Raw genomic sequence first — 22,911 nt, 5'->3', positions numbered from 1 at the left:
CCCCGCGCCGTACGGGACGGAGTCGCGTCCGCTCCGTACGGCACGGAACCGTCGGGCTCACGCCTCCGTGCGGTTCCGCCCGCCCGTGCCCTGCACCGCGAGCACCACGAGCCCCACGCCGAGCCAGCAGAGCCCCACCACCTGGGCGCTCGTCGTCGCCTCCACGATGACCGCGATCAGGATGCCCGCGCCGAGCACCGGCATGAGGACGTGCTTCCACCAGACGGGCGGACCGCCCATCCGGCGGACGACGAACCAGCCGACGACCGACGCGTGCAGCAGCACGAACGCGGTCAGCGCCCCGATGTCCACCACCGACACCAGATGGTCCAGCCCGTCGTCGCGCCGGGCCGCCCACACCGCGGCCACCAGCGACACGATCCCGGCGCCCACGATCGCGAGCCGCGGCACGCCCGACGACGGGTCGACCTTGGCGAGGACGGGCGGCAGCCGCCGCTCACGGGCCATCGCGAAGACGAGGCGCCCGGCGGCCGCCTGCCCCGCCAGCGCCGCGAACGCCGCACCGATCGCCTTGCTGACCGCGACCAGGTCGTGCAGCCAGGTCCCCACGGAGGCGTCGACGGCGTCGTAGAAGGCCGACCCCTGGGCCGCCGGGTCCGCGGCCAGCTCCGCCGAGGTCACCGGCTCCAGCAGCGCCGCCAGATAGGTCTGGACGACGAACAGCGTCCCGGCCAGCACCAGACAGAACAGCACCGCCCGCGCCACCTTCTGCGACCCGCCCGTCACCTCCTCCGCGAACGAGGCGATGGCGTCGAACCCCAGGTACGACAGCACGGCGATGGACACGGCCGCCAGCACCGCCCCCATCGAGAAGCCGGAGTCCCCGGTCAGCGGCGTCAGCCAGCCGCGCTGCGCCCCGTCCCGTACGAGGACGACCAGAGCCGACACCACGAACACCAGGAGCACCACGATCTCCATGACCAGCACCGCGAAACCGACCCGGGCGGCCGCACGGACCCCCCACAGGTTGAGCAGCGTGGTCACGAGCACCGCGATCGCGGTCCACACCCACCGCGAGACCTCCGGGACGAGGGCGTTCATCGCGATCCCGGAGAAGAGGTAGGCGACGGCGGGGATGAGCAGGTAGTCCAGCATCGCCATCCACCCGGCGATGAACCCGGGCCCCTCACCGAGCCCCTTGCGGGCGTACGTGAAGACGGAGCCCGCCAGGGGGGCGACCCGGACCATCTGGGCGTAGCTGAAGGCGGTGAACGCCATCACGACGGTCGCCACCAGATAGACGAGGGCGACGGCCCCGCCGGACTTGGCGTCCAGCGCCCCGAACACCCCCACCGGGGCCATCGGGGCGATGAAGAGCAGCCCGTAGACCACCAGATCCCGGAAGCCCAGCGTCCGCCGCAGCTGCCCCGGCTCGGCACTGCTTCCCGCGCCCTTCCCCGCACCGCTCTCCGGCATCACCGACATCACCCCTCAGACCGGGACCGTGGACACGGTCCGTCATCGCTTGCTCGCTCGCAGGTCGGGACCAGTCTCCCGACCCGGCCGCCCTCGCGCGCGTTCGCCACGGCCTTACGATGGGACGCATGACTGCAACTCCTGCCCGCCGTGTCCTGCTCGCCGCACCCCGTGGCTACTGCGCGGGCGTGGACCGTGCCGTGATCGCCGTCGAGAAGGCCCTGGAACAGTACGGGGCCCCGATCTACGTCCGCCACGAGATCGTGCACAACAAGTACGTCGTCCAGACCCTGGAGAAGAAGGGCGCGATCTTCGTCGACGTCACCGCGGAGGTGCCCGAGGGCTCCATCGTGATGTTCTCCGCGCACGGAGTCGCGCCCACCGTCCACGCGGAGGCCGCCGAGCGCAAGCTCGCCACCATCGACGCGACGTGCCCGCTGGTCACCAAGGTCCACAAGGAAGCCGTCCGGTACGCCAAGGAGGACTACGACATCCTCCTGATCGGCCACGAGGGCCACGAGGAGGTCATCGGCACCTCCGGCGAGGCCCCCGACCACATCCAGCTGGTCGACGGCCCCGAGGACGTGGCGAACGTCGAGGTCCGCGACGAGTCCAAGGTCGTCTGGCTCTCCCAGACCACGCTCTCCGTCGACGAGACCATGGAGACGGTCGACGCCCTCAAGTCGAAGTTCCCGAACCTCCTCTCGCCGCCCAGCGACGACATCTGCTACGCCACGCAGAACCGCCAGATCGCCGTGAAGAAGCTGGCCGAGGACGCCGAGCTGGTCATCGTGGTCGGCTCCAAGAACTCCTCGAACTCCATCCGCATGGTCGAGGTCGCCCTCGACGCGGGAGCGCCCGCCGCCCACCTGGTCGACTTCGCGAGCGAGATCGACGAGGCGTGGCTGGAAGGCGTGACGACGGTCGGCCTGACCTCCGGGGCCTCGGTGCCGGACGTGCTGGTGGACGGCGTCCTGGAATGGCTCGCGGAGCGCGGTTACGCGGACGTCGAGACGGTCAAGACGGCCGACGAGTCGATCACCTTCTCCCTCCCCAAGGAACTCCGCCGCGACCTGCGCGCCGAGGCGGCCGCCCTTTCCGCCGAGTAGGAGCGCAAGGGGCCCCGCGGGCCCGTACGGTGGTGCCCATGGAGATCTTTGGCGTGGACATCGGCGGATCCGGGATCAAGGGCGCTCCCGTGGACCTGGAGCGGGGGGACCTTGCGCAGGAGCGCCACAAGGTGCTGACACCGCATCCGGCCACCCCGGACGACGTGGCCGGATGCGTCGCCGAGGTCGTCGGGCACTTCGACTGGTCGGGCCCCGTGGGCGTCACGTTCCCGGGGGTCGTCACGGACGGCGTCACCCGCACCGCCGCCAATGTCGACAAGGGCTGGATCGACACGGACGCCCGTGCCCTGCTGGGCGAGCGGGTCGGCCGGCCCGTCACCATCCTGAACGACGCGGACGCGGCCGGGGTCGCCGAGATGACCTTCGGCGCGGGCCAGGGCCGTAAGGGCACGGTCATCCTGCTGACCTTCGGCACGGGCATCGGCAGCGCGGTCTTCACCGACGGCGTGCTCGTCCCCAACACCGAGCTGGGCCACCTGGAACTGCACGGCCACGACGCGGAGAAGCACGCCTCCACGAAGGCCAAGGAGGACGAGGACCTGAGCTGGCAGCACTGGGCGCACCGGGTCCAGAAGTACCTGCGCCACGTGGAGATGCTGTTCTCGCCCGAGCTGTTCATCATCGGCGGGGGAGTCAGCCGCAAGGCGGACAAGTTCCTGCCGCTGATCGAGAAGGTCCGCGCGGAGATCGTCCCGGCGCAGTTGCAGAACAACGCGGGGATCGTGGGCGCGGCGATGGCGGCGGCGGGCACTGCCCACGGCCGCCCCTGACCGAGGACGAGCGGGACGGGCCGGGACAGCGACGCGGGGGAACGGCCCACTCCGACCGACTACGAGCCGGGGGCCACGGGCCCGGCGGGACCAGCAGGCCGGGCGGCGGACGCTACGGGGCTACGGGCTGTGCGGACCACGACCGATCTGGTCGACGAGCTACGGCTATAGGTACGGCATACGAGCTACGTGGGCTGTGAGCCGTGAGCTGCGAGCCGGAGGCGCGGCTCAGTCGCGGGCGGAACGCCGCCCGGCGGACCCCACCCCGGCCCGCACGGGCTTACCGCCACGGCTGCCACTCCCGGCTCCAGCAGTGCCCGCTGCCGCCCCGGCCCCCGCCGCCATCCCCGCAGCGGCGGCGGCACCGGCGGCGGCCCGGGGGCTTCGCGCGGTGGCGTTCGCGCGCCGGGCGAGCAGATGGCGCCGACGGGCGCGCATCTGCCGCACCCTCCGCACGGTGGCGATGACTCCGGCGACGAAGGTCCCCCCGTACAGCCAGCCGGCGTGCACGGCGAGGGCGGTCACCAGGCCCATGAGCTGACCGCCGAAGCCGTCGGAGCCCCCGGAGATCGGGAAGATCCCGACGGCGAAGGCGATGGGCGCGCTGATCGGGGCGGTGACCAGGTCGGCGGGCCGAACCCACAGGGCGGTCAGGGCGCTGACCGGCAGGAAGAGGAGCCCGTACACCAGCTCCGAGCCGCCGAGGAGCACCCGGTCGAGGCAGGCGAGCACGATCATGGTGAGGGCGGCGAACAGCCCGGCCCCGATCCCGGTGAGCCGGGGATTGGGGAACCGCCGCAGTGCGAGCAGGACAGGCGGCATGGCGCGCACCCGCCCTCCGGGCTTGCCCATCACCTGGTAGACGGCGGAACTCTCACCGAAGGAACCACCCGACGCCGGTGCACCGGGCGCGGGCGGGGCGGGCGCGGCCTGCGGGGACGGCCTGCGCTGCGGGGGACGTGTCCTGTGCTGCTCCACCTGGACAACGTAGGTCGCGAGACCGGCGGAATCCGACGATGGACACGCGCTTTGGCCGACCTTGGCGTTGCGTTCGACATCACACGGCCGAAAGCCGCACGGTTCGGACGGATGGCCGGACGCGCGGAGGGCGCGGTCGAGCCGCACGGCGGGGGAGCGGGGAACCACGCTGTCCGAGCGCCCGGGACCGCCCCGTAAACTGGAGAACCGGTCCACTCCGGGACCCGCCCCGGCTCCGGCTCGAACAGCCGAACGGGCTCCGGACGCCCCTGACCCCCTCCTCACTCCAGGAAGTCGCCAAAGTGTCGCTCACGATCGGAATCGTCGGTCTGCCGAATGTCGGCAAGTCGACCCTGTTCAACGCCCTGACCAAGAACGACGTGCTGGCGGCCAACTACCCGTTCGCCACGATCGAGCCCAACGTCGGCGTGGTCGGCGTCCCCGACCCCCGCCTGAACAAGCTCGCGGAGATCTTCAGCTCGCAGCGGCTCCTTCCGGCGACGGTCGACTTCGTCGACATCGCGGGGATCGTCCGCGGCGCCTCGGAGGGCGAGGGCCTGGGCAACAAGTTCCTCGCGAACATCCGCGAGTCCGATGCGATCTGCCAGGTCATCCGGGCCTTCAAGGACGAGAACGTCGTCCACGTCGACGGCAAGGTCTCGCCCAAGGACGACATCGAGACGATCAACACCGAGCTGATCCTCGCCGACCTCCAGTCCGTGGAGAAGGCGGTCCCGCGCCTGACGAAGGAGTCCCGTCTCCAGAAGGAGAAGGTCGCGGTCCTGGCCGCGGTCGAGGAGGCGAGGCAGATCCTGGAGTCCGGCCAGACCCTGTTCGGCGCGGGCATCACGGCGGGCACCGAGAAGGGCAGGCTCCTCCACGAGCTGCACCTCCTCACCACCAAGCCGTTCCTGTACGTCTTCAACGTCGATGAGGACGAACTGGTCGACGAGGACTTCAAGAACGAACAGCGCGCCCTGGTCGCCCCCGCCGAGGCCATCTTCCTGAACGCCAAGATCGAGTCCGAGCTGATCGAGCTGGACGACGAGGAGGCCCTGGAACTCCTCCAGTCCATGGGCCAGGAAGAGCCCGGCCTCGCCACCCTCGGCCGCGTCGGCTTCGAGACCCTGGGCCTCCAGACCTACCTCACGGCAGGCCCGAAGGAAGCCCGCGCCTGGACCATCAAGAGGGGCGCCACGGCCCCGGAGGCGGCCGGTGTGATCCACACCGACTTCCAGAAGGGCTTCATCAAGGCGGAGATCGTCTCCTTCGACGACCTGGTCGACACCGGCTCGGTAGCCGAAGCCCGAGCCAAGGGCAAGGCCCGCATGGAGGGCAAGGACTACGTGATGCAGGACGGGGACGTGGTGGAGTTCCGCTTCAATGTTTAATTGAAGTTGAAACTACTTTCTGGGGTTTCGGAAAGCGCAGGTCAGAAGGGGTTCGCCTTTGAGGTGGGCCCCTTTTCTGATGGCTTCAAGGAGCTTACGAATGACGAAGCTTCGAGCGCTGCCCTGAGGAGCGTGTTCGTGGCCACCTAGTGACACCTGTTGTCACCTCTGGGATTCCGTACCGTGCTGGATTGCCAGTACTGCACAGCAAGCTGGCGCCAACTCGGTCTAGGTGTTGGGGCGGAGCTGCGGAACTGTTTCGACCGCCGGACTGCTATAGCCTCCATGAACTCGCGTCCATCGCGACCCGTGGTGACAAAGGCGCTGCACAAGCCCCGCGTCTGTGTTCGCTTGGCGTGCCTAGGCGGCGGGGTTGCTTTTCTGGACCTGGCCGCGGACGGCCCCGGCATCGGTCTCAGACCGGCAGGTGAGCGGTGACGGCCGTGCGCGCTAGTGCTGGACAGTGCTTTCGTGTGCGTGGCCAGGGCGTTCGGGGCCGTCGCCACCAGTTCGCGAAGAACGGCGTGGACCGTTATAAAGCGGAAGTATTAGGGCCGGCCTGAGGGCGTCACTTCAGGCAGAGCAAGCCCCCCGGTACGGCTGACAGCCAGGTGATGGACCCCCTACCGTCGACAGCCTCTACTTCTTCTGTAGCGCCGCAATCCGCTTCATCATCTCGTCGAGGTAACCAAGCGTGTCGTTGATGCCCGGCTCATAGTCGTCGGGATGCGCACACTCATTCCGCTTGGCCAGCAGCCCCTGTAGGGCCTTCATCGTTCCGTTGGTGATGAAATCCTGCTTCTTCATGACTTCGAAGAGGGTGTGATCCTTCTGGTCGCGAAAGTCCGAAGCCCGCCTGATGTTCCACGCGGTGTAGTTGGTCTGGATCGCCGAGAGGCGGGAAGCGTCGTTCGCAATCCACTCATGGATGAAATCCATCAATGCGGCGAATGACGTGACGTGCGCGGACCGGTAAAGCCCATGCTCCACGCACTGAAGTGCCTCGCGAAACAGCTTGTCCTGCTTGATGTTGAGGTTCATCAGCTTGTTGTAGGACTCGGTTACCGTCATTACGCGATACGTCGAGGTCTCCCGCTTGGCGAGAAGCCTACGCAGTTCGTCCTGCGCGCTGGCCGCCCAGTCGGCGACCTCACGCGGAGTCCTAGGCGCCGCCATCCGTCAGACCTTTGAGGTGCTTCGCCATGGCGGCGAAGAACGCGTCGTAGACGGCGGCGTCACTGGTCGCATCGACGGATAGTGCGATGTTCACGTTGATGACGACCGAGCCGGACCCGTTGCTGCCCTGCTGGCGTTGCCGGCGGCTCTTCGTCACCTCGGCCTGCTCGTTGGTTTCGTCCTCGTCGCCTTCGTCTTCATTACCTGACGCACCGGCGACCGAGTTGAAGTTGCCGAACTTGCAAACAGTCTTGAAGGTCTTGACCGCGAGTCCCACCTTCTTGTCATCCAAATCCGAGTGGCTTTTGAAGAAGGCCGCCAGTTCGGCTTCAGACCGGCTGTACGCGTCGCTATAGGTCTGGAACACGTTGTCGTACCCGGCACGGATACCCGCTGCAAGCAGGGCGCGACCACTCTCCCCGCCGCGGAGGCCCTTGGTGTAGAGCTCGGTTGGCTTGCCGGAGCCGTCCAGCAGTCCGACCTTCTTCATTAGCGGGATGAACGGACGGCTGTTCGATGACGCGAACCCCACCGCGCCTAGGTACTGCTGGTCGATCCTCGTCGGCACGCCCATGCCCTGAAGCTTTCCCAGGAATTCTTCCAGCTTCCCGGGGGTCGGCGTGTATGGGAGCGAGTTATCAGCTGCCATGCGCCGCATGGTACGTGAGGCCACCGGTGGAAAGCACTAGGGCAACACGGGCTAATTTCCTGTCAACGTAAGCTCTGTGGTGCGTGGTCGCGTCGGTCAGCTTGTCACCCAAGACTCAATTTCGAACAAATTATCGAACTTGGCCCACACTCTCTCTGCGTGTCGCCGTCCCACAGGTTGGGGAGAGCCGAGTTGGAATCGGTGGGACCGTATTCCCACCAGTGGTTCGGGTGGTTGGTGGAATCGTTGTAGCACCCTCACAGCTGGACCTTCGCCCCGTCCGGGAAGCTGGCCCTTCGAGCGGTTCCGATGCCACGACTTCGAGCTGATCAGGCAGCTTGTGTAGCACCCGGACATGCTCTTCCAGTGATCCCTGTTGGTGGCTGGGGCGAGTCGGCTGAAGCAGGCGTCGGAAGGGCTGCCTCGGTCCCCAACGTCCACGCTTCCGCCCCTATGCGCGGCCGTCCTGACTGCTGATGTGCTGAGGCTCTGTCTCCTTCGATGATCTCCGTGTCCCCTCGCGGCCTGGTCGTCGGAGAGCATCGGCGCTCAGACGGTGCGGATGACCGGGGTGGGTTTGATGTTCTGGGCGTCGATGAGGGTGCGGATGTCGTCCGGGTCCGAGGTCCAGATGATGGCGCCGAGGGTGGTTGCCATGGTGACGACGGTGGCGTCGACGCTGTCGGAGGTGCCGGCCTTACCGCAGAGGATGCCTGCGGTTTTGGCGGTTTCGAGGCCGACGGGTACGACGTGGCATCCGGCGAGGAACTTGCCGAGTCTGACCTGGCGGCGGGAGTCCCGCCATGCCTGGCTGACGACGACGGACGGGACGTGGATGTCCCGTCCGTCTTCCAGGGCCAGGCTGTGTCGGGCCCACATGCGCCGGTCGTCGTTGTCGATGGCGATGAGGACCCCGGCGTCGTACAAGTAGGGGATGTTCACGCGGCCGAGGCTCCCGGATTGCTGAGGTATTCGGCGTCGGCGGCGGCCAGATCCGCGCGGGCGGCTGCAAGCTCTTCCGGGGTGAAGGCACCGTGCTCGGCCTGCCACTCCTGAATGACGGCCCGACCGGCCCGCAGGCGTAGCTCGCGTTCGGCCGCTCCGGCGACGAGGCGGGAGAGGGGGATGCCTTCTTCCTCGGCGGCTCCGGCCAGGGCTTCGACCAGGGATTCGTCGAGAGTGATAGTCACCTTCTTGGTAGCCATACATTAACCATAGTGCGGTATGGCCGTCAGTGTCGATGTGCGCTTCACGCGGCAGCGAGCGATAGGGGTGCGAGCGCGTGCGGTGAGACGGCTCGGTGGGCCGAGAGCTGCGGGTGAGGCTGGGGCCATATTCGCTAGAAAGAGCGGATTAGTAATGAATTCTTTGCTGGATCATGGAGCGCCAGTGCACGGTTTCGAGCACGGGCCAGGCGACGGATCGGGGCTTGGGTGGCGAGCGTTTTTCAGAGGTGCAAGAGGGACGTCCGGGACCGGAACTTCCCCTGTGACCGTCCGCGGTGTCGGCACGGGTGGACGGTGCGGTACAGGGAGCCGGGCGGTAGGCGAGGTTGGCAGCGGGAGAGGTCGTTTGCTCGGCGGGTGGGGTCGGATGGTGCGGACGCTTTCGCCGACAAGGTCGAGAACGACAAGAAGGCCGACGTCCGCTTCGATCCTGCGCCTGGGCGGGTGTCATTGCAGGTCTGGCCTCAGGAATGGCTGGAGCGCCGGGTCATCGGTGAATCGACGCGCCGCAACTACGCAGGATTCATCCAGAATCATCTCGTGCCGCGTCTGGGACGGAAGATGCTGGCCGGGCTGGCGCGGCGCGACTTCGAGGAGTTCGCCAAGGAACTGCACTCCTCCGGCGCCGGGTTGGCGGTCTCCACGATCAACGATCGGTTGGTGATGGTGGCCGCGATGCTGGAGGTGGCCGTCGTCGAGAAACGCATCCCGGACAATCCCGCGCGCGGCGTCCGGGTGTCCCGGGTGGCCCCGTGCGCGGTGGACGAGGACGAGATTCCGACGTTGGGTGAGGTTGATCTGATCGCGGAGCACATCGCCCCGCAGTACCGGCTCGCGGTCTATCTGCAGTCGGGCACCGGTCAGCGCCCCAGTGAGACCCTTGCCTTCTCCACCGAGTGCCGACGGTCGGGCTTCGTCAGGGTCCGCTGGCAGGTCAGCGCCAAAGCGCACCGCGATGACTGCCGCACAGCGTTCGTGCCGCTCAAGCACCGGACGGAGGGTGAGTACCGGGACGTCCCGGTAGCGTTGTTCGTCGAGCAGGAAATCGACGGCCACTTGTCGCGGTGGGCGCCGGTGCCCGTGGCCTTCACAGGGCTTCGCGGCAGACATCGGCGGCTAGAGGTCCTCTTCGCCCCGCGCCAGCGTGGCAAAGGTGTGATGCCCACCGCCTCCACCTTCGGGTACCACTTCAAGAAGGCGTGCGTGGCGGCAGGCGTGGTCGACGTGGATGGCAAGGCCAAATACACGCCCGGCAGTCTGCGGCACTTCTTCGCCTCGACCGCGTTGGCGAACGGCGTGCTGATCCGCGAGGTCTCGCGCTGGCTCGGTCATAAGTCGATCAAGACGACAGTGGACATCTACGGGCACCTTGTCCCCGAGGCGTGGGGTCGTTGCCGAGACGTCATGCAGAGTGCCCTGCGTCCGGCGGTCGAGGAGTCAGGCGAGGCTGTCTCCACGGCCTGACGTGCTGGATGTGCTGAATGAGTCCCGACGGTGCTGGATAGGTGCTGGATCCGATCACCTGAAGGGGAGTTTTCGCAGTTGGGGGCGCTGTGTTGAAGGTTCCGGTTCAACGTGTAGCGGGTGGCCTATCACCACGTCGCTGAGCTGGCAAAATAGCAGCTCAGAAGGGGTCCGACTCTCCGGAGTCGGACCCCTTGGTCTTTCCTGTGCTGGATGATCTGACCCGTCGTCACCCCTGCCGCTCGTCTCGCAGGACACGAGGACGGTGCAAGGAGGCCGAGACGGGCGACGAACAGCCTCTTCCGCGAGGGGTAAGAGACTTGCCTTCCAGGGGCAGGGCTCTCGGTGCGAGCTTGCCCTCAGGGCCCAACTTCCTTGCTATGGAGGCCAGAAGGCGTGCGCGGTGGTCGGTCCTTGGTTTCTGATACCACCACGGCACCTACCGCTCGACGCTGAGGCAGTAGTTGAGGAGCACGCATGAAGTCTCACGACAAGGGACGCTCGGAGGAACCGGACAGTGCGCAGAGAGTCGCGCGACCGGCTTCCGCCGGCGGAATCATGGCGTTACAGGCAAGCGTGGGCAACCGGGCAGTCCTGGAGATGATGCGCCGACAACGCGTGGCGGATGCGGGGCAGAGCTCGGCAGCTGAGGAGATCTCCCCTGGTGGGGTGACGGCTCCCGCACCCGACCGGGCTGCTGTCGAGGCCGGGCTGCGTACGCCGGGCCGACCTCTTGACCGCGCGACTCTGGCCCGTAAGGAAAACCAGTTCCAGACCGATCTCACCGGTGTGCGCCTCCATACGGGTCCCTCCGCGGAATTCGCGGCCGCCGCAGTACAGGCACGGGCGTTCACCGTCGGCCAGGACATCGTCATCGGCAAGGACGGACGCGATTACAAGACGCTGGACCATGAACTGACCCATACCGTCCGCAACCGTCAGGGCGTCTCGGCCGGTCACCCCACGGGCAGTGGTTTCTCCATGACGCATCCGGGAGACCGCGAGGAGCGGGAGGCGGAGTCGAACGCTTCGCGGATGAACGCGGGTGGTCCCAGCGCCGTCGTGGGCGAGGGAGCACGAGTACAGCGCCCTGCCACCGACGGCGCGGCCGTCGCCCGTCGGCTCACGACGGCACCGGTCCAGCGTGCGGGTGCGGAAGAGCCCTCCACGGCGGAGGAGGCGGGGCCCGAGGAAGAGGCGCCCAAGGGCAAGGAGATCATTTCCCGTCTGAGCCAGTCGATCGAGCAGCACACGGTGCAGAAGAAGTCCAAGAGCAACGTCTTCGCTCCCGGCACGTGGTGGCCCGAACAGTGGATGATCAAGGGACCGGCCCGGCTGCGGAAAACTCTGGACCGGCGCGTGATGCGAGGGGAGACGTTCGGCGACGAGGACCTGGCAGACATCAGGAAGCTGTCCGAGATCAATCCGAAGTGGCTGGCCGATGTCGGGATCGGGACGTACGCGGAGGCTGAGAAGTACACCGCGGGGCCGTTCGACGACTGGCTGAAGCTGCCCGCGGGTAAGCGCGTCCTCACCGCCACGCTGGCCGTCCGCGGAAACCACCCCATCCTGAGAGACCCGGAAACCCTCACCCCGACCGACCCGGCCTACACGCTCGGCCGGTTCATGGAGACCCGGGCCCCCGGCACCGACCCCGCGGTGCGGCAGGTCCTGGAGCGGGAGCGCGACCAGCAGATCCGCGACACAGCCGTCGACACCCTCCACCCGGAAGGCATGGCACCCGGGCGCCGGCATGGGGGCTCCGTCCCCGCGGAGGGCACTCCGCTCGGCAAGGGCGGCACGAAAGCACTGGATTACGCCGCGAGGGATGCTCAGGGCCGCGAGATGCTCACCAAGATTCTTCTCGTCCTGCGCCACGGACTCCAGCTCTACGACCCCGAAGCGGGCGGCCATGCCGTGGACTACGAGAAGGACGTCATCCGCGCGCTGGCGCACGGCGGACGCGTCAACGTGCGCATTCCCGCCTTGAGTGCCAAGGACGATCCTGATCACTGGCTGCCGCACTTCCTGGGGGTGACCAAGGACGACACCAAGGGGGAGACCGCAGAGGGCTTCACCGAGCGGCCGTTCGCCACCCACCGCACCTCCATCGGTGCCAACAAGTCCGACGAGCGCGGCACGTTCAAGGAGAAGGGAGGCATCCTGGCATCGGTCACCAACAAGCTCACCGTCGGAGCCGCCAGTCCCAAACTCTGGGGCAAGGACATCTCCGGCGGCGGCATCGGCTCCAAGGACTGGAACGGCAGCATGGTCCTGCCGAACGGCTCTTACGGCCACGTCCTGTTGGTCTACCACCGTCCCACCACGGACAAGGACGGATCCCTCCAGATCGGCATCGAGACCATCGCCCCCCACGCCGCCAGCCCCGTCGGATACCAGCACGACTTCCGCTCCACCGAAGCCACCTCGAACCCTGAATCGGTCCTGCACGGACATAAGGCCGACAAAACCGGCTCCGGTGGTCTGGGCAAGAACGAACGCTACGTCGATCTCCAGCAAATGGGTGCCTCCCATCGAAGCGGCGACTGGCGCACCTACCTGGACGAGATCCAGCGCGACTGGGAAGCACAACTCGCACGCACGGAGGGCGACCTCGAGGCACGCCGCGCCCTCTACGAGCAACTGGTCGGCCCGCGGGCCCGACCGTGAACACCGAGAGGCGGCATCCGCCGGGGCGAGAAGCAGTTGGACTGCCGGCTTCTGCCGTGTACATCGGCGTTCTCGCGGCGCGACAGCGCTCAGGTGATCACGGGGTGAGGATGAGTTTGCCGCCGGGGTGGCGGGACTGGCTGAGGCGGGCGGCTTCCTGGATCTGGTCGAGGGGGTAGGCGCGGGCCACCGGTACGAAGAGGATGCCTTCGGCGGCGAGCCTCGCGAACTCGGTCAGCTGGTCGTAGCGGATCTCGGTGGTGGTGCGGACGCCCAGTTCGGCCGCGGCGGCGAAGTCCGAGACGGTGAGAACGCGGTCGGGGTCCCCGGTCAGCTCGATCAGGACCGGCAGTGAGCCGCCGGCCGGGCTGGGCCGGTCGGGGCGGTCGATCCGGCCCCCGGTCGGGGAGGCGTCCAGCGCGCGGTCCACCGCCCCCGGGGCCAGTGCCCTGACGCGTTCGGCCATGCCCGCGCCGTACGTGGTCACCTGGGCGCCGATCGCTGTCAGGGCGGCGGCCCGGGTCGGTCCGGCGGTGGCGACCACCCGGAGGCCCCGGTGCAGCGCGAAGCGCACCGCCGCCTCACCCACGGTGGTGCCCGCGCCGTGGACGAGCAGCAGTTCGCCGGGCTGGACGCCGAGGTCGTCGAGCGCGCGCCATGCCGTCTCGGCCGCCATGGGCAGCGCGGCGGCCTGCTCGTCGGTCACACCCGGGGGAACGTGGGCCCAGGCCGGCATCAGCGCGTACTCGGCGGCGCCGGCCGTCGGGCCGTCGAAGGCGGCCGGGCCGAACACGCGGTCGCCGGGCCGGACGCCGGTGACGCCCTCGCCCAGCGCGTCGACGGTGCCCGCGACCTCCAGGCCGAGTCCGCGCGGCAGCGGTGGCAGGCGGTCGGCGAGGAGGCCGTCGACGAGGTGCCAGTCCGCCGGTGTCAGGCCGCACGCCCGTACGGCGATCCGGATCTGGCCGGGGCTCGGAACCGGCGGCGGGACGTCGCGGAGCACGATGGTCTCCGGTGAGCCGAACCGGTCGAACTGCAAAGCCTTCATGACCGTCTCCCGATTGATGACAGCATCTGTTGTCATTGACCGTAGCAGGTGATGACAGCCTCTGTTGTCGTACGCTGGCGGGTATGCCGCGATGGGAATCCGACGCACAGGGCCGACTCGAACGAGCGGCGCTCGACCTCTTCGAGACACAGGGGTTCGAGCGCACCTCGGTCGCGCAGATCGCCGGTGCCGCCGGTCTGAAGGAGCGCTCCTTCTATCGCTACTTTCCCGACAAGCGGGAAGTCCTCTTCACCGGCGGTGAACTGGAGGCCCACCTCGTCGCCCAGGTCGAGGCGGCCGACCCGGGCCTCCCCCCGCTCGACGTGCTGCTGACCGCGCTGGGCACCGCCGAGGGGACCTTCCGGCCGCGCGACTTCCTGCTGCGCCGGGCGCGAGTGATCGCCGCCAGCCCGGCGCTGGCCGAGCGCGACCTGATCAAGCTCGCCGACATCGCCGAGGCGCTGGCTCCGGCGCTGGAGCGCCGCGGCGTCGGACCCGCGCAGGCTCGCTTCGTCCTCGACGTGGTGCTGGCGATCCACCGCCGCGCCATGCCCCGCTGGCTGGCCGAGCCGGACACCACCCTCGCTCAGCTCATGGCCGAGGCCACCGCCGAACTGCGCGAGGTCCTCGCGCCGTCGGCTCCGACGGTCGGCCGGGTCGGCCGCGACCAGCCGTAACGGCCGTCGGGCGGCTCACGTGGCGACCGGACGCCGACCGGCTCCCGGGGTCGCCTCGCAGGTCAGGGTCGTAACAGTCTCCGGAGAGCGGCGTTCCTCCGGCGTTCGGGCACTCTCCTCGCGCCGGGTCAGTCGCGCGGCCGGACCGTCGTGGAGGGCCAGGCCATGCGGACGAGGTGGCGTGGGTGCACCAGAAGCCGGGGGCCCGCGAGCATGTTGGTGACTCTCAGGAGGTCCAGGTGCATACGCGGATACCGCTGGGCCAGCCGCTGCCAGCGGTGCAGGTAGCGGAGGACGGCCCGGGACGCCAGAGGCGTGGGGCCGTCCTCCCAGGCGTGGTCGGGCAGGGTCGTGCTCAGCCAGGGCCACCGGGTGGTGCGGGCGAGCCGTCGCTGGAAGGTGCGGGCGAGGCCGTCGAGGCCGGGTCGGCCGTCGAGCAGCTCACGCAGCGCTTCCGCCTCCAGGGCGGCGGCCGTCATGCCTTGTGCGTAGACGGGGTTGAAGGCGCAGACCGCGTCTCCCACCACGATCAGCCGCTCCGGCCACGAGGTCATCCGGTGGCAGTGGACTCTGCGGTTGGCGTTGCGGGCGTAGCGCACGGCCTTGCCTGTCGGCTCCAACTGCCCCACGGTCCCCCAGAGTCCGCCCGCGAGGGACCGTACGAAGTCCTCGAAGTCCTCGTCGGCGGTTCCGGGGTGATCGCCGGCGGCTCCCTGGAGGGTCACGAGCAGGCGGTCGTCCTCGACGGCGAGGGCGAAGGCTCCGCGGGGCGAGGTCGGCGGCAGCGGGGTCTCGAAGTATCCGCGCCAGGGGATGGCGGCCCCGGGCGCGGTGCGGTAGACGCGGGTGGCGTAGCCGACCCGGGCGTCCACGGTGGTGACGTCGGGCCGGGGCAGGCCGAGGTCCGAGAGCCAGTCGCACAGGTGGGACGTGCGTCCGGAGGCGTCGACGACCAGGTCGGCGGGAAGCACGTCCTCGGTCGTGGCGCTGCGCCCCGCGAAGCGGTCCCGTACGCGTACGCCGGTCACTTTCCGGCCGTCGCGGTCGGCTGCGAGGCCGGTGGCCGTGTGTCCCTCGACGACGGTCACCCCGGGGGTACGCAGCACCTGCCGGCGGACGAGGGCTTCGAGGAGGGGGCGGCTGACCGGCTGGATGATGACGCCGGAGTCCATCGGCGGCGGCTCACCGGAGGGGTAACGGACCCGCCCGGTCCGGCACATGTCCATGGGGTGGGCTCCGGCTGCGGACAACTCGTGCGAGATGCCGGGCAGTAGCCGTTCGAGCGCCAGCAACCCGCCTGCCTGCAAGGCATGTGCGTGCCGGTCCTGCGGGACACCAGGGCGGGGTTCCGGCTCGGTGGGGAGCACATCGCGTTCGACCAGGGTGACCCGTTCGAAGGTGTCACCGAGGGCGCTCGCGGTGAGCAGCCCGGCGATGCCCGCACCGATGACCGCCGCGTGGGTGAACCGCGGTCCGGGACCGGAGGGGTGTGCGGTGCGCTTCATGGGTGCTCCCTGCCCGGCCGGGACGCGGCGGGCTCCTCGGGTGGGGGCCTGCGGGGTGCGGTGCCCATGGAGGCCCCACGGGTCACCTCACCGCCGGACGGCCCGGGTTCCGGGGTCATACGGTCGGCCGTTGCAGCCAGCTGGGCAGGTCGATCGGGTAACCGATCTCGGCGGAGACGAGCATCAGCATCTGGTAGGCGAGGATGCACACGTTCATGAGGCCGACCCCGGCGAGCAGCCGCACCGTGTTCCTGGCGCCGGGCAACTCTCCTGAGCCCGCGAACACGACGATCTCGTCGGGCTCCTCGGCGCGCGCGACCATGATCATGACGGGGAGGACGAAGAGGAGGGTCACCCCGAGGGTGGAGGTGAGGGGCAGCTGGTACCAACTGCCCTCAAGGAGGGTGAAGTAGGGGACCCCGCGGGGGAAGGCATAGCCCCCGAGCAGGACGTACACGAAGTTGAGAGCGGGGTCGATCACGAGGAACGACGCGGTGGTCACCCACGCCGCCCGTGACCGGCTCCAACCGGGCCTGTGACGCAGCAGCCAGGCATACAGGTTCAGGGCGATCAGCGTCCAGATCTGGAACATGACGAAGGCCGTGGCCATGTTCAGCGACTCGATGGCCGGTAGTTCGCCCTGCCAGAAGGGCAGGTAGGGGCCCCAGGTCTCGACGTTCAGGCCGTAGCGGTTGTGGCCGCCGGCGTAGTGGAAGACGCTGGCGTAGGGGCTGAGCCAGACGGTGGTGACCAGACCGGCGAGCCCCGCGGCCCTCAGGCTGACGCGTCCCAGAGCGCGGCTCTCCCGCCAGTGCAGCACAGCGAGCACCGAGAGCCACAGGACGCCTCCGGCCTGGACGGCGTGGGTGACGGCCTTCCGGGCCGTCGACATCTCGTAGCCGCCCGACGGATGGGCGTGGACGTTGCCGTCGAGCGCCCAGCGGGTGAAGACCCAGGCCTGGACCAGCAGGAACACCAGGCCCAGAGCGGCCCAGTACACGGCCGGGCACCTCCACCTGCTCCTCACCGGCGAGGACGGAGCGGCGGGGACCGACCGGCGGACGGGGGAACGCTCACCGGCCATGGCCGTCCTCCTCCGCTGCTTCCCCGCCCGGGCCGGTGGCCGGGTCGGCCCGCCGCTCGTCCTGGGGCGGCGCGTCGGCGTCCTTGAGCCCGGTGTGTTCGAGGAGCCAGTCCGCCAGCCCGGCGGCACTGGGTTTGACCCAGATCACGCCCGCCTTCATCCGGGTGGCGAGCGCCTGTTGCAGACGCTGCTGGAGCTGGACCGCGCCGAGGGAGTCGAGGCCGAGGAGGACCATGCTGGTGTGCGGTCCGATGTGACGGGTGGTGCCGCCGAGCAGTTCGCGGACGCAGTCGATGATGAACGCCTCCAGAAGGGCCCGCCGTTCGGGCAGCGTCCGCGCGGTGCGGAGCCGGTCACGGATCACGTCCTCCTCACCCTGGTCCGCCGCGCCGGTGAGCAGGGCGGAAAGGAGGGGCGAGGAGCGCAGGTCCGGATAGGGGGCGGTCCAGCGGCCCACGTCCAGGGGCGAGTAGGCGACCTGGCGGTAACCGGCGCTCAGCACCCGTTCCAGAGCGTCGATGCCGTCGGCGGGAGTGATGGTGAGGAAGTCGCGGTCGGCCAGGTGCTGTCCACGGCCGACCTCGCTCCACGCTCCCCAGTGAATGCCGGTGGCGGGCAGACCGGCGGCGGCCCGCCGGGCGACCAGGCCGTCGCAGAAGGCGTTGGCGGAGGCGTAGGCGGCCTGCCCCGGAGAGCCGATCAGCGAGGCCGCGGAGGAGTAGACGACGAAGAGGTCCAGGGGGATGCCCTCGGTGGCCCGGTGCAGCTCCCAGCCTCCTTCCGCCTTGCCGCGCCACACGCGTTCCAGCAGCGGATCGTCCAGGGTGGCCAGAGTGGCGTCCTCGACGACGCCCGCCGCGTGGAACACGCCCCGTAGCACCCCACCGCCCTCCGTCGCCGCCTCGACCGCACGCTCCGCGTGCTCCGGTTCGCCGATGTCGCCGCGTACGACGGTGACGTGGGTGCCGCTCTCGCGTACGGCCGCGAGTCTGGCCCCGACGGCGGCGGACGGGCCGGAGCGGCCGCTGACGACGATCCGTCCGGCGCCGTGGCGGGCGAGCCATTCGACGGTGAGGAGGCCGAGGCCGCCCAGACCTCCGGAGACCAGGTACGCCGCTCCGGGACGTACCAACGGGTCGGGGACGGGGCCGGTTTCGCCGGGCGGGCCCGGGAGGACCTGTGCGGTGCTGCTCCCCTCCGGCCCCAGGGACACCTCCGCGGGCGGCCGGTCGTCGTCGAGCAGTTCCGCGGCGACCGCGGCGGGGTCGGTCCGTGCCCCGGTCAGCCGCAGCAGACCGGCCCGGAGCCCGGGGTGCTCGTAGGCGGCGGTCCGCAGCAGCCCGCTCACGGCAAAGGCGGTGAAGGGGGAGCGGTCGGCGCGGGCGAGGACCCACAGCCGGGGCGGCCGCTCCCGGTCGGCGAGACGGCGCATCAGGGCGGCGGTCCGCGAGACGGCCGCACGGGCGGCCGTGGCGGGGGCGTCGTCGTCCTCGTCGGGCAGGGCCAGGATCACGGTCCCGGCGGGTGGCAGGACGGAGTGGTCGTCCAGAACGGCTGCGAGCGGGAGCTGCCGCCCCGTGGCCCGGTGCTGCCCGAGATACGACGCCAGGTCGGCGGGCCAGGCGCTGTCGTCGGTGGTGAGGACGCTCCATGTGCCGTCCGCCGCGGGGGACCGGTCCCCAGGCCGGGGCGAGGGGATCTGCGCGAGGTGGGAGAGGCGGGCCGTGAAACGCTCGGCTGGCGGGGTGATGTTGGCGACGCGCAGCGAGTGGATCTCCGCCACGACGGTCCCCTCGGCGGTGGCCAGACGGGCGGAGGCGGTGCAGCCGAGGTCGTCGGCCCGGTGCAGACGGACGGCGACGACCCGGGCGTGCGCGGTCGGCCCGTGGACGTGGACCCGGCCGAACTCCGCGACGACGACCGGCCCCGGGGTGAGGGTGTGGTGGGCGAGCCAGGCCGAGACCGCGCTCTGCACGACCTGGTCGGCCAGGGCGGGGTGCAGGACCAGCCGTCCGGCGGAGACCTGGGCGCTCTCGTGGGTGTGCAGGTGCGCCACGGCCAGGTCCTTCTCGCGGTGGACCTGTACCCGGTCGAGGGCTGCGAAGGCGGGCCCGTGGTGGACGTCGTGCTGGTCGCGGAAGGTGCGGTGGAGGAGGCCGACCGGGTAGTCGCCCACGTCGCCGGGGTGACGTTCGGCGGGTGTGAGCGGTGCCGGGGCCGCCGCGGCGGGCAGGGGCGCCACCCGGCCACGGGCGTGCACGGTGGGCCCGTCGTCGCCGGCGGACACGATCTCGACCCGTGCTCCCTCGGCGTCACGGACCAGACGGGTGGTGACCAGGGGCTCCGGTTCCAGGACCAGCGGGTGCAGAACCCTGACGTCCGTGGCGGCGACGTGGTCGGTGCCGTACACCTGTGCCGCCGCGGCCAGCATCATCTCCACCGCGCCGGTGCCCGGCAGCACCGGGACCCCGGCGACCCGGTGGTCGGCCAGCCACGGAAGCAGCCGCGGCCCCAGCGGGGTCTGCCACAGATGGCGCCCGGCGTCCTCCGGGTCCTGGACGTGCCCGCCGAGCAGCGGGTGCTGGGTGGCCCCCGGCAGCGCGGGGGCGACGAGGCGGTATACCGGGTCGTCGCCGCCGTGGCGGGTGCGGTGCCAGTCGGTCACCGGCACATCGGCCAGCTCCCCGGCCCCGTCGCGGGAGGCGAAGTCGATCTCCTCGTAACCGGAGGCGTGGAGCGTGGCGAGGTGACCGAGGAACGCGTCCAGGTCCTCCTCCCCCTGGCGCAGGCTGCCCACGGCCACCGTGTCGTTGGAGCCGTTCAGCCGCGCTGTCTCCAGGATCGGGCGTACCGCGAGCGGATGGGCGCTGCACTCGACGAACACCCGGTGCCCCTCGGTGAGGGCGGTGGAGACAGCGGTGTGGAACCGCACGGTGTCGCGCTGGTTGCGGACCCAGTAGGAGCCGTCCAGATCACCGGGACGCAACGGATCGGCGGAGACGGTGGAGTAGAACGGAAGGGTGGGGCGGGCCCGCGGCACGTCGGCCAGCGCGGCGCGCAGATCGTCCAGGACCGGGTCGACCTGCGAGGAGTGCGAGGCGACCTCGACATCGATCATCCGGGCCACGACGCCCTGCTTCTGCCACCGTTCCATCAGCCCGGTGATCTGGGTGGTGTCGCCGGAGACGACGGTGATGCCGGGCGACGTGAGGACGCCGGGCGTCACCCGGTCCGCGGCGCTGTCCTCGATCGCCTGCCGGACCTGCTCCTCGCCCAGCATGACCGAGGCCATCGAACCGCCGGATATCGTGGCGAGCAGCGCCGAACGGCGGCAGATCACCCGGACCCCGTCTTCGAGGTCCAGCCCGCCCGCCACTACCACAGCGGCGACCTCGCCCAGCGACTGGCCGATCACCGCGGCCGGTTCGACGCCCCAGGACCGCCACAGCGCGGCGAGAGCCACCTGTACGGCGAAGAGAGTCGGCTGGATCCTGTCCAGACCGGCCAGCTCCTCGGGGTGCAGGAGGACCTCGCGCAGGGAGAACGCGGCCTCGCGGCGGATCAACGGCTCCAGAGCGTCCACGACGGCCGCGAAGACGGGCTCGTCACGCAGCAGGCCCTGGCACATTCCCGGGCGCTGCGAGCCCTGACCGGTGAAGACGAACACCGGGCCGGCGTGTTCGGGCGGGAGGACGGGCGCACCCGAGACAACACCGTCGGCGGACTCGCCGGCGGCGAAGAGCCGGGCTCGTAGGGCCAGTTGTCCCAGATCGCGGGCCGCGATGCCCAGGCGGTGATCCGCCGGGGAGCGCCGCTGGGAGAGGGTGTGCGCCACGTCGAGCGGGGCGGCCCCGCTGCCCGGTCCCTCGGCCCAGTCCGCGAGCCGGGAGGCGTTGCGGGACAGCCCTTCGGGGGAGTTGGCCGACAGCAGGTACAGCCGGGTGTCCGTCTCCCCGGGCCGGGAGGGGCGGGCCCGGGGCCGGGGAGTCCGGACCGGCGCCTCCTCGACCACGACATGGGCGTTCGTGCCGGTGACGCCGTACGAGCAGACGGCCGCCAGCCGCGACCGGTCCGCCACCGGCCACTCGGTGACCTCGGTGGGAACGAAGAGCCGGGATTCCTCGTGGCGGGGGATGCCGGGGTTCCACTCCCGGAAACCGGCGTTCGGCGGGATCGCCCCGCGGCGCAGGGACTGCACGGCCTTGATCAGACCGGCGATCCCCGACACCGGTTCCGAGTGCCCGATGTTCGTCTTCACCGAACCCAGCGCGCACCTGCCCCGCCCCTGCCCGTACACGGCGTTGACCGAGGTGTACTCCACCGGGTCGCCCACCACCGTCCCCGGACCGTGCGCCTCCACCAGACCCACGTCACCCGGGTCGATCCCGGCGTGCCCGACGGCCGTCCGGAACAACCGCTGCTGCATGTCCGTGGAGGGCGCGGTCAGACGGCTCGCCTGCCCGTCGTTGTTGACCGCGCTGCCCCTGATCACCGCCAGGACCCGGTCTCCGTCGCGTCGCGCGTCCGCCAGCCGCCGAAGGACCAGGACACCCGCCCCCTCGCCGCGTACGTACCCGTCCGCGCGGCTGTCGAAGGCGTAGCAGGCGCCGCTGCCGGAGAGCAGCAGCGGCGCTTCGCAGTAGTGCGTCAGCGGCGAGAGCATGAGCAGGACCCCGCCTGCCAGGGCGGTGTCGCACTCGCCCAGCGTCAGCGCGCCACAGGCGGTGTCCAGAGCGACGAGTCCGGAGGAGCAGTGGGTGCTGACCACCATCGAGGGGCCGCGCAGATCCATCGAGAAGGCGATCCGGCCCGCCGCTCCGGCGGTGAAGTTGCCGAAGAGATAAGGGCTGTTGGGCGAGTCCTCGACGGGCCGGACGTCGCGGAAGAGATTGTCCGGCGCGTACGTTCCCATGTAGACGCCGGTCGGCGTCCCCCGTAACCGGTCGACCGGGATGCCCGCGTGCTCCACAGCCTGCCACGCGGTTTCCATCAGCACCCGGAACTGCGGATCCACCCACCGCTGCTCCAGAGGCGCTACCGAGAAGGCTTCCGGGTCCCACGACCAGACGTCGCCGTCGAGGAAACAGCCGAAACCGGCGCGCTCGGCCAACTCCGGATCGTGCATCGACGCGAGCTGTCCCGCGTCCCAGCGGCCGTCCGGCACCGGACCTGCTGTCGTCCGGCCTTCGGCCGCCAATTGCCACAGCGCGTCCGCGCTTTCCACGCCGCCGGGAAATCGGCAGCCGATGCCGACGATGGCGATGGGCGAGGCTTGTGTTGCCGACATGATCACCCCAGAAATTCAGCTGTCGTGGTGCCGGGGAGTTCCGTGCGGACGCGTCGGCCCTTTCGCGGAGTACGGGCCGTCCTGATCCGCTACCGCCCGTCGGCCGGCTGAGAAGCCACCCGCCCTGCCGCGTGGGCGTCCGGGAGGGCCGGAGGGAGCCTGCCGCTCAGCTGCGGTGCCGCGACCTGGAGAACGCGGGTCTGAGGGAGGAAACGTCGTGGTGGGACGCGTTCACGGCCGCCGCCGCGTCGAGCGGCACCCGAAAGAAGACGCTTCGGCCATTCGCCCGCACGGTCTTCCCCTGCCTGGAGAATCTGCATGGTCGAGGCCGGTCCGGCGTCATGCCATGAAAGGCCGTCCGCGCCTCGCGCTTGCGGAATGCTGTATGTCAGCCTCTCGCAACGATGAGATCAAAGACA

At 69.9% G+C, this 22,911-nt stretch carries 16 protein-coding genes; 6 read left to right on the top strand and 10 right to left on the bottom strand.

Annotated features, from left to right (window positions below):
• Positions 1 to 57: 57 nt before the first annotated feature.
• Entirely contained in the window at positions 58 to 1,437 is a 1,380-nt protein-coding gene (locus ACIRRU_RS10410; RefSeq protein ID WP_403678516.1) for an APC family permease, read from the bottom strand.
• A gap of 119 nt (positions 1,438 to 1,556) precedes the next feature.
• Between ACIRRU_RS10410 and ACIRRU_RS10405 the strand changes: the two genes are divergently transcribed.
• Together ACIRRU_RS10405 and ppgK are read left to right on the top strand one after the other, a co-directional pair.
• Positions 1,557 to 2,546, top strand: a complete 990-nt coding sequence (locus tag ACIRRU_RS10405) for a 4-hydroxy-3-methylbut-2-enyl diphosphate reductase (RefSeq protein WP_073764331.1) — start codon at positions 1,557 to 1,559, stop codon at positions 2,544 to 2,546.
• Positions 2,547 to 2,584: 38 nt separating this feature from the next.
• The gene (gene ppgK, locus ACIRRU_RS10400) at positions 2,585 to 3,337 is read left to right on the top strand and encodes a polyphosphate--glucose phosphotransferase (protein WP_403678515.1); all 753 of its coding nucleotides are present in this window, start codon (positions 2,585 to 2,587) and stop codon (positions 3,335 to 3,337) included.
• 228 nt (positions 3,338 to 3,565) lie between these two features.
• Here the strand turns inward: ppgK and ACIRRU_RS10395 are convergent, their stop codons facing one another.
• Entirely contained in the window at positions 3,566 to 4,189 is a 624-nt protein-coding gene (locus ACIRRU_RS10395) for a DUF6542 domain-containing protein (RefSeq protein ID WP_403678740.1), read from the bottom strand.
• Positions 4,190 to 4,617: 428 nt separating this feature from the next.
• Between ACIRRU_RS10395 and ychF the strand changes: the two genes are divergently transcribed.
• Positions 4,618 to 5,706: a redox-regulated ATPase YchF gene (gene ychF / locus ACIRRU_RS10390; RefSeq protein WP_403678513.1), complete on the top strand. Its 1,089-nt coding sequence runs from the start codon at positions 4,618 to 4,620 to the stop codon at positions 5,704 to 5,706.
• Positions 5,707 to 6,345: 639 nt separating this feature from the next.
• On the opposite strand, the gene ACIRRU_RS10385 is transcribed toward ychF, so the two are convergent.
• The 4 genes from ACIRRU_RS10385 to ACIRRU_RS10370 all read right to left on the bottom strand — a co-directional run bounded on the left by ACIRRU_RS10385 (position 6,346) and on the right by ACIRRU_RS10370 (position 8,736).
• The gene (locus ACIRRU_RS10385; RefSeq protein ID WP_403678511.1) at positions 6,346 to 6,882 is read right to left on the bottom strand and encodes a hypothetical protein; all 537 of its coding nucleotides are present in this window, start codon (positions 6,880 to 6,882) and stop codon (positions 6,346 to 6,348) included.
• Positions 6,869 to 7,531: a DUF5343 domain-containing protein gene (locus ACIRRU_RS10380; RefSeq protein WP_403678509.1), complete on the bottom strand. Its 663-nt coding sequence runs from the start codon at positions 7,529 to 7,531 to the stop codon at positions 6,869 to 6,871. Before ACIRRU_RS10380 ends, ACIRRU_RS10385 begins: the two co-directional genes overlap by 14 nt.
• Positions 7,532 to 8,080: 549 nt before the next feature.
• Complete coding sequence (locus ACIRRU_RS10375) at positions 8,081 to 8,473, bottom strand: twitching motility protein PilT (protein WP_403678507.1); 393 nt, start codon at positions 8,471 to 8,473, stop codon at positions 8,081 to 8,083.
• A complete protein-coding gene (locus tag ACIRRU_RS10370; RefSeq protein WP_039658197.1) occupies positions 8,470 to 8,736 on the bottom strand; it encodes a hypothetical protein in 267 nt (88 codons plus the stop codon). The genes ACIRRU_RS10375 and ACIRRU_RS10370 overlap by 4 nt, the downstream gene beginning before the upstream one ends.
• A gap of 378 nt (positions 8,737 to 9,114) precedes the next feature.
• Here ACIRRU_RS10370 and ACIRRU_RS10365 point away from each other — a divergent pair, with 378 nt between their 5' ends.
• Positions 9,115 to 10,221, top strand: coding sequence for a tyrosine-type recombinase/integrase (locus ACIRRU_RS10365; protein WP_403678505.1), 1,107 nt, complete (start codon positions 9,115 to 9,117; stop codon positions 10,219 to 10,221).
• A 669-nt stretch (positions 10,222 to 10,890) separates the two neighbouring features.
• A complete protein-coding gene (locus tag ACIRRU_RS10360; RefSeq protein WP_403678503.1) occupies positions 10,891 to 12,891 on the top strand; it encodes a DUF4157 domain-containing protein in 2,001 nt (666 codons plus the stop codon).
• A gap of 97 nt (positions 12,892 to 12,988) precedes the next feature.
• On the opposite strand, the gene ACIRRU_RS10355 is transcribed toward ACIRRU_RS10360, so the two are convergent.
• Complete coding sequence (locus ACIRRU_RS10355; RefSeq protein ID WP_403678502.1) at positions 12,989 to 13,939, bottom strand: NADP-dependent oxidoreductase; 951 nt, start codon at positions 13,937 to 13,939, stop codon at positions 12,989 to 12,991.
• An 83-nt stretch (positions 13,940 to 14,022) separates the two neighbouring features.
• On the opposite strand from ACIRRU_RS10355, the gene ACIRRU_RS10350 reads away from it, so the two are divergent.
• Positions 14,023 to 14,616 (top strand): TetR/AcrR family transcriptional regulator, encoded by a 594-nt coding sequence (locus ACIRRU_RS10350; RefSeq protein WP_403678500.1) that lies wholly within the window; start codon positions 14,023 to 14,025, stop codon positions 14,614 to 14,616.
• Between the two features lie 128 nt (positions 14,617 to 14,744).
• On the opposite strand, the gene ACIRRU_RS10345 is transcribed toward ACIRRU_RS10350, so the two are convergent.
• From ACIRRU_RS10345 to ACIRRU_RS10335, 3 genes are all read right to left on the bottom strand, one after another.
• Positions 14,745 to 16,121, bottom strand: a complete 1,377-nt coding sequence (locus ACIRRU_RS10345) for an FAD-dependent oxidoreductase (RefSeq protein ID WP_403678499.1) — start codon at positions 16,119 to 16,121, stop codon at positions 14,745 to 14,747.
• A gap of 115 nt (positions 16,122 to 16,236) precedes the next feature.
• On the bottom strand, positions 16,237 to 17,121 hold the full coding sequence (locus ACIRRU_RS10340; protein WP_403678497.1) for a spirocyclase AveC family protein: 885 nt from the start codon (positions 17,119 to 17,121) through the stop codon (positions 16,237 to 16,239).
• Positions 17,122 to 17,194: 73 nt separating this feature from the next.
• Positions 17,195 to 22,492, bottom strand: a complete 5,298-nt coding sequence (locus tag ACIRRU_RS10335) for a type I polyketide synthase (protein WP_403678495.1) — start codon at positions 22,490 to 22,492, stop codon at positions 17,195 to 17,197.
• Between the last annotated feature and the right edge of the window lie 419 nt (positions 22,493 to 22,911).

It is taken from the genome of Streptomyces sp. NPDC101181, from assembly GCF_044767975.1.
Taxonomy (GTDB): Bacteria; Actinomycetota; Actinomycetes; order Streptomycetales; family Streptomycetaceae; genus Streptomyces.
The sequence above is the reverse complement of the archived record's forward strand: the minus strand, read 5'-3'. Positions and strand labels throughout refer to the sequence as shown.

Bases quoted from the DNA above. Each gene is read 5' to 3' on its own strand.
- ACIRRU_RS10395 (WP_403678740.1), bottom strand. From the start codon at position 4,189: ATGGGCAAGCCCGGAGGGCGGGTGCGCGCCATGCCGCCTGTCCTGCTC.
- ACIRRU_RS10350 (WP_403678500.1), top strand. From the start codon at position 14,023: ATGCCGCGATGGGAATCCGACGCACAGGGCCGACTCGAACGAGCGGCG.
- ACIRRU_RS10410 (WP_403678516.1), bottom strand. From the start codon at position 1,437: ATGCCGGAGAGCGGTGCGGGGAAGGGCGCGGGAAGCAGTGCCGAGCCG.
- ACIRRU_RS10345 (WP_403678499.1), bottom strand. From the start codon at position 16,121: ATGAAGCGCACCGCACACCCCTCCGGTCCCGGACCGCGGTTCACCCAC.
- ACIRRU_RS10405 (WP_073764331.1), top strand. From the start codon at position 1,557: ATGGGACGCATGACTGCAACTCCTGCCCGCCGTGTCCTGCTCGCCGCA.
- ACIRRU_RS10335 (WP_403678495.1), bottom strand. From the start codon at position 22,492: ATGTCGGCAACACAAGCCTCGCCCATCGCCATCGTCGGCATCGGCTGC.
- ACIRRU_RS10380 (WP_403678509.1), bottom strand. From the start codon at position 7,531: ATGGCAGCTGATAACTCGCTCCCATACACGCCGACCCCCGGGAAGCTG.
- ACIRRU_RS10385 (WP_403678511.1), bottom strand. From the start codon at position 6,882: ATGGCGGCGCCTAGGACTCCGCGTGAGGTCGCCGACTGGGCGGCCAGC.
- ACIRRU_RS10355 (WP_403678502.1), bottom strand. From the start codon at position 13,939: ATGAAGGCTTTGCAGTTCGACCGGTTCGGCTCACCGGAGACCATCGTG.
- ACIRRU_RS10370 (WP_039658197.1), bottom strand. From the start codon at position 8,736: ATGGCTACCAAGAAGGTGACTATCACTCTCGACGAATCCCTGGTCGAA.
- ppgK (WP_403678515.1), top strand. From the start codon at position 2,585: ATGGAGATCTTTGGCGTGGACATCGGCGGATCCGGGATCAAGGGCGCT.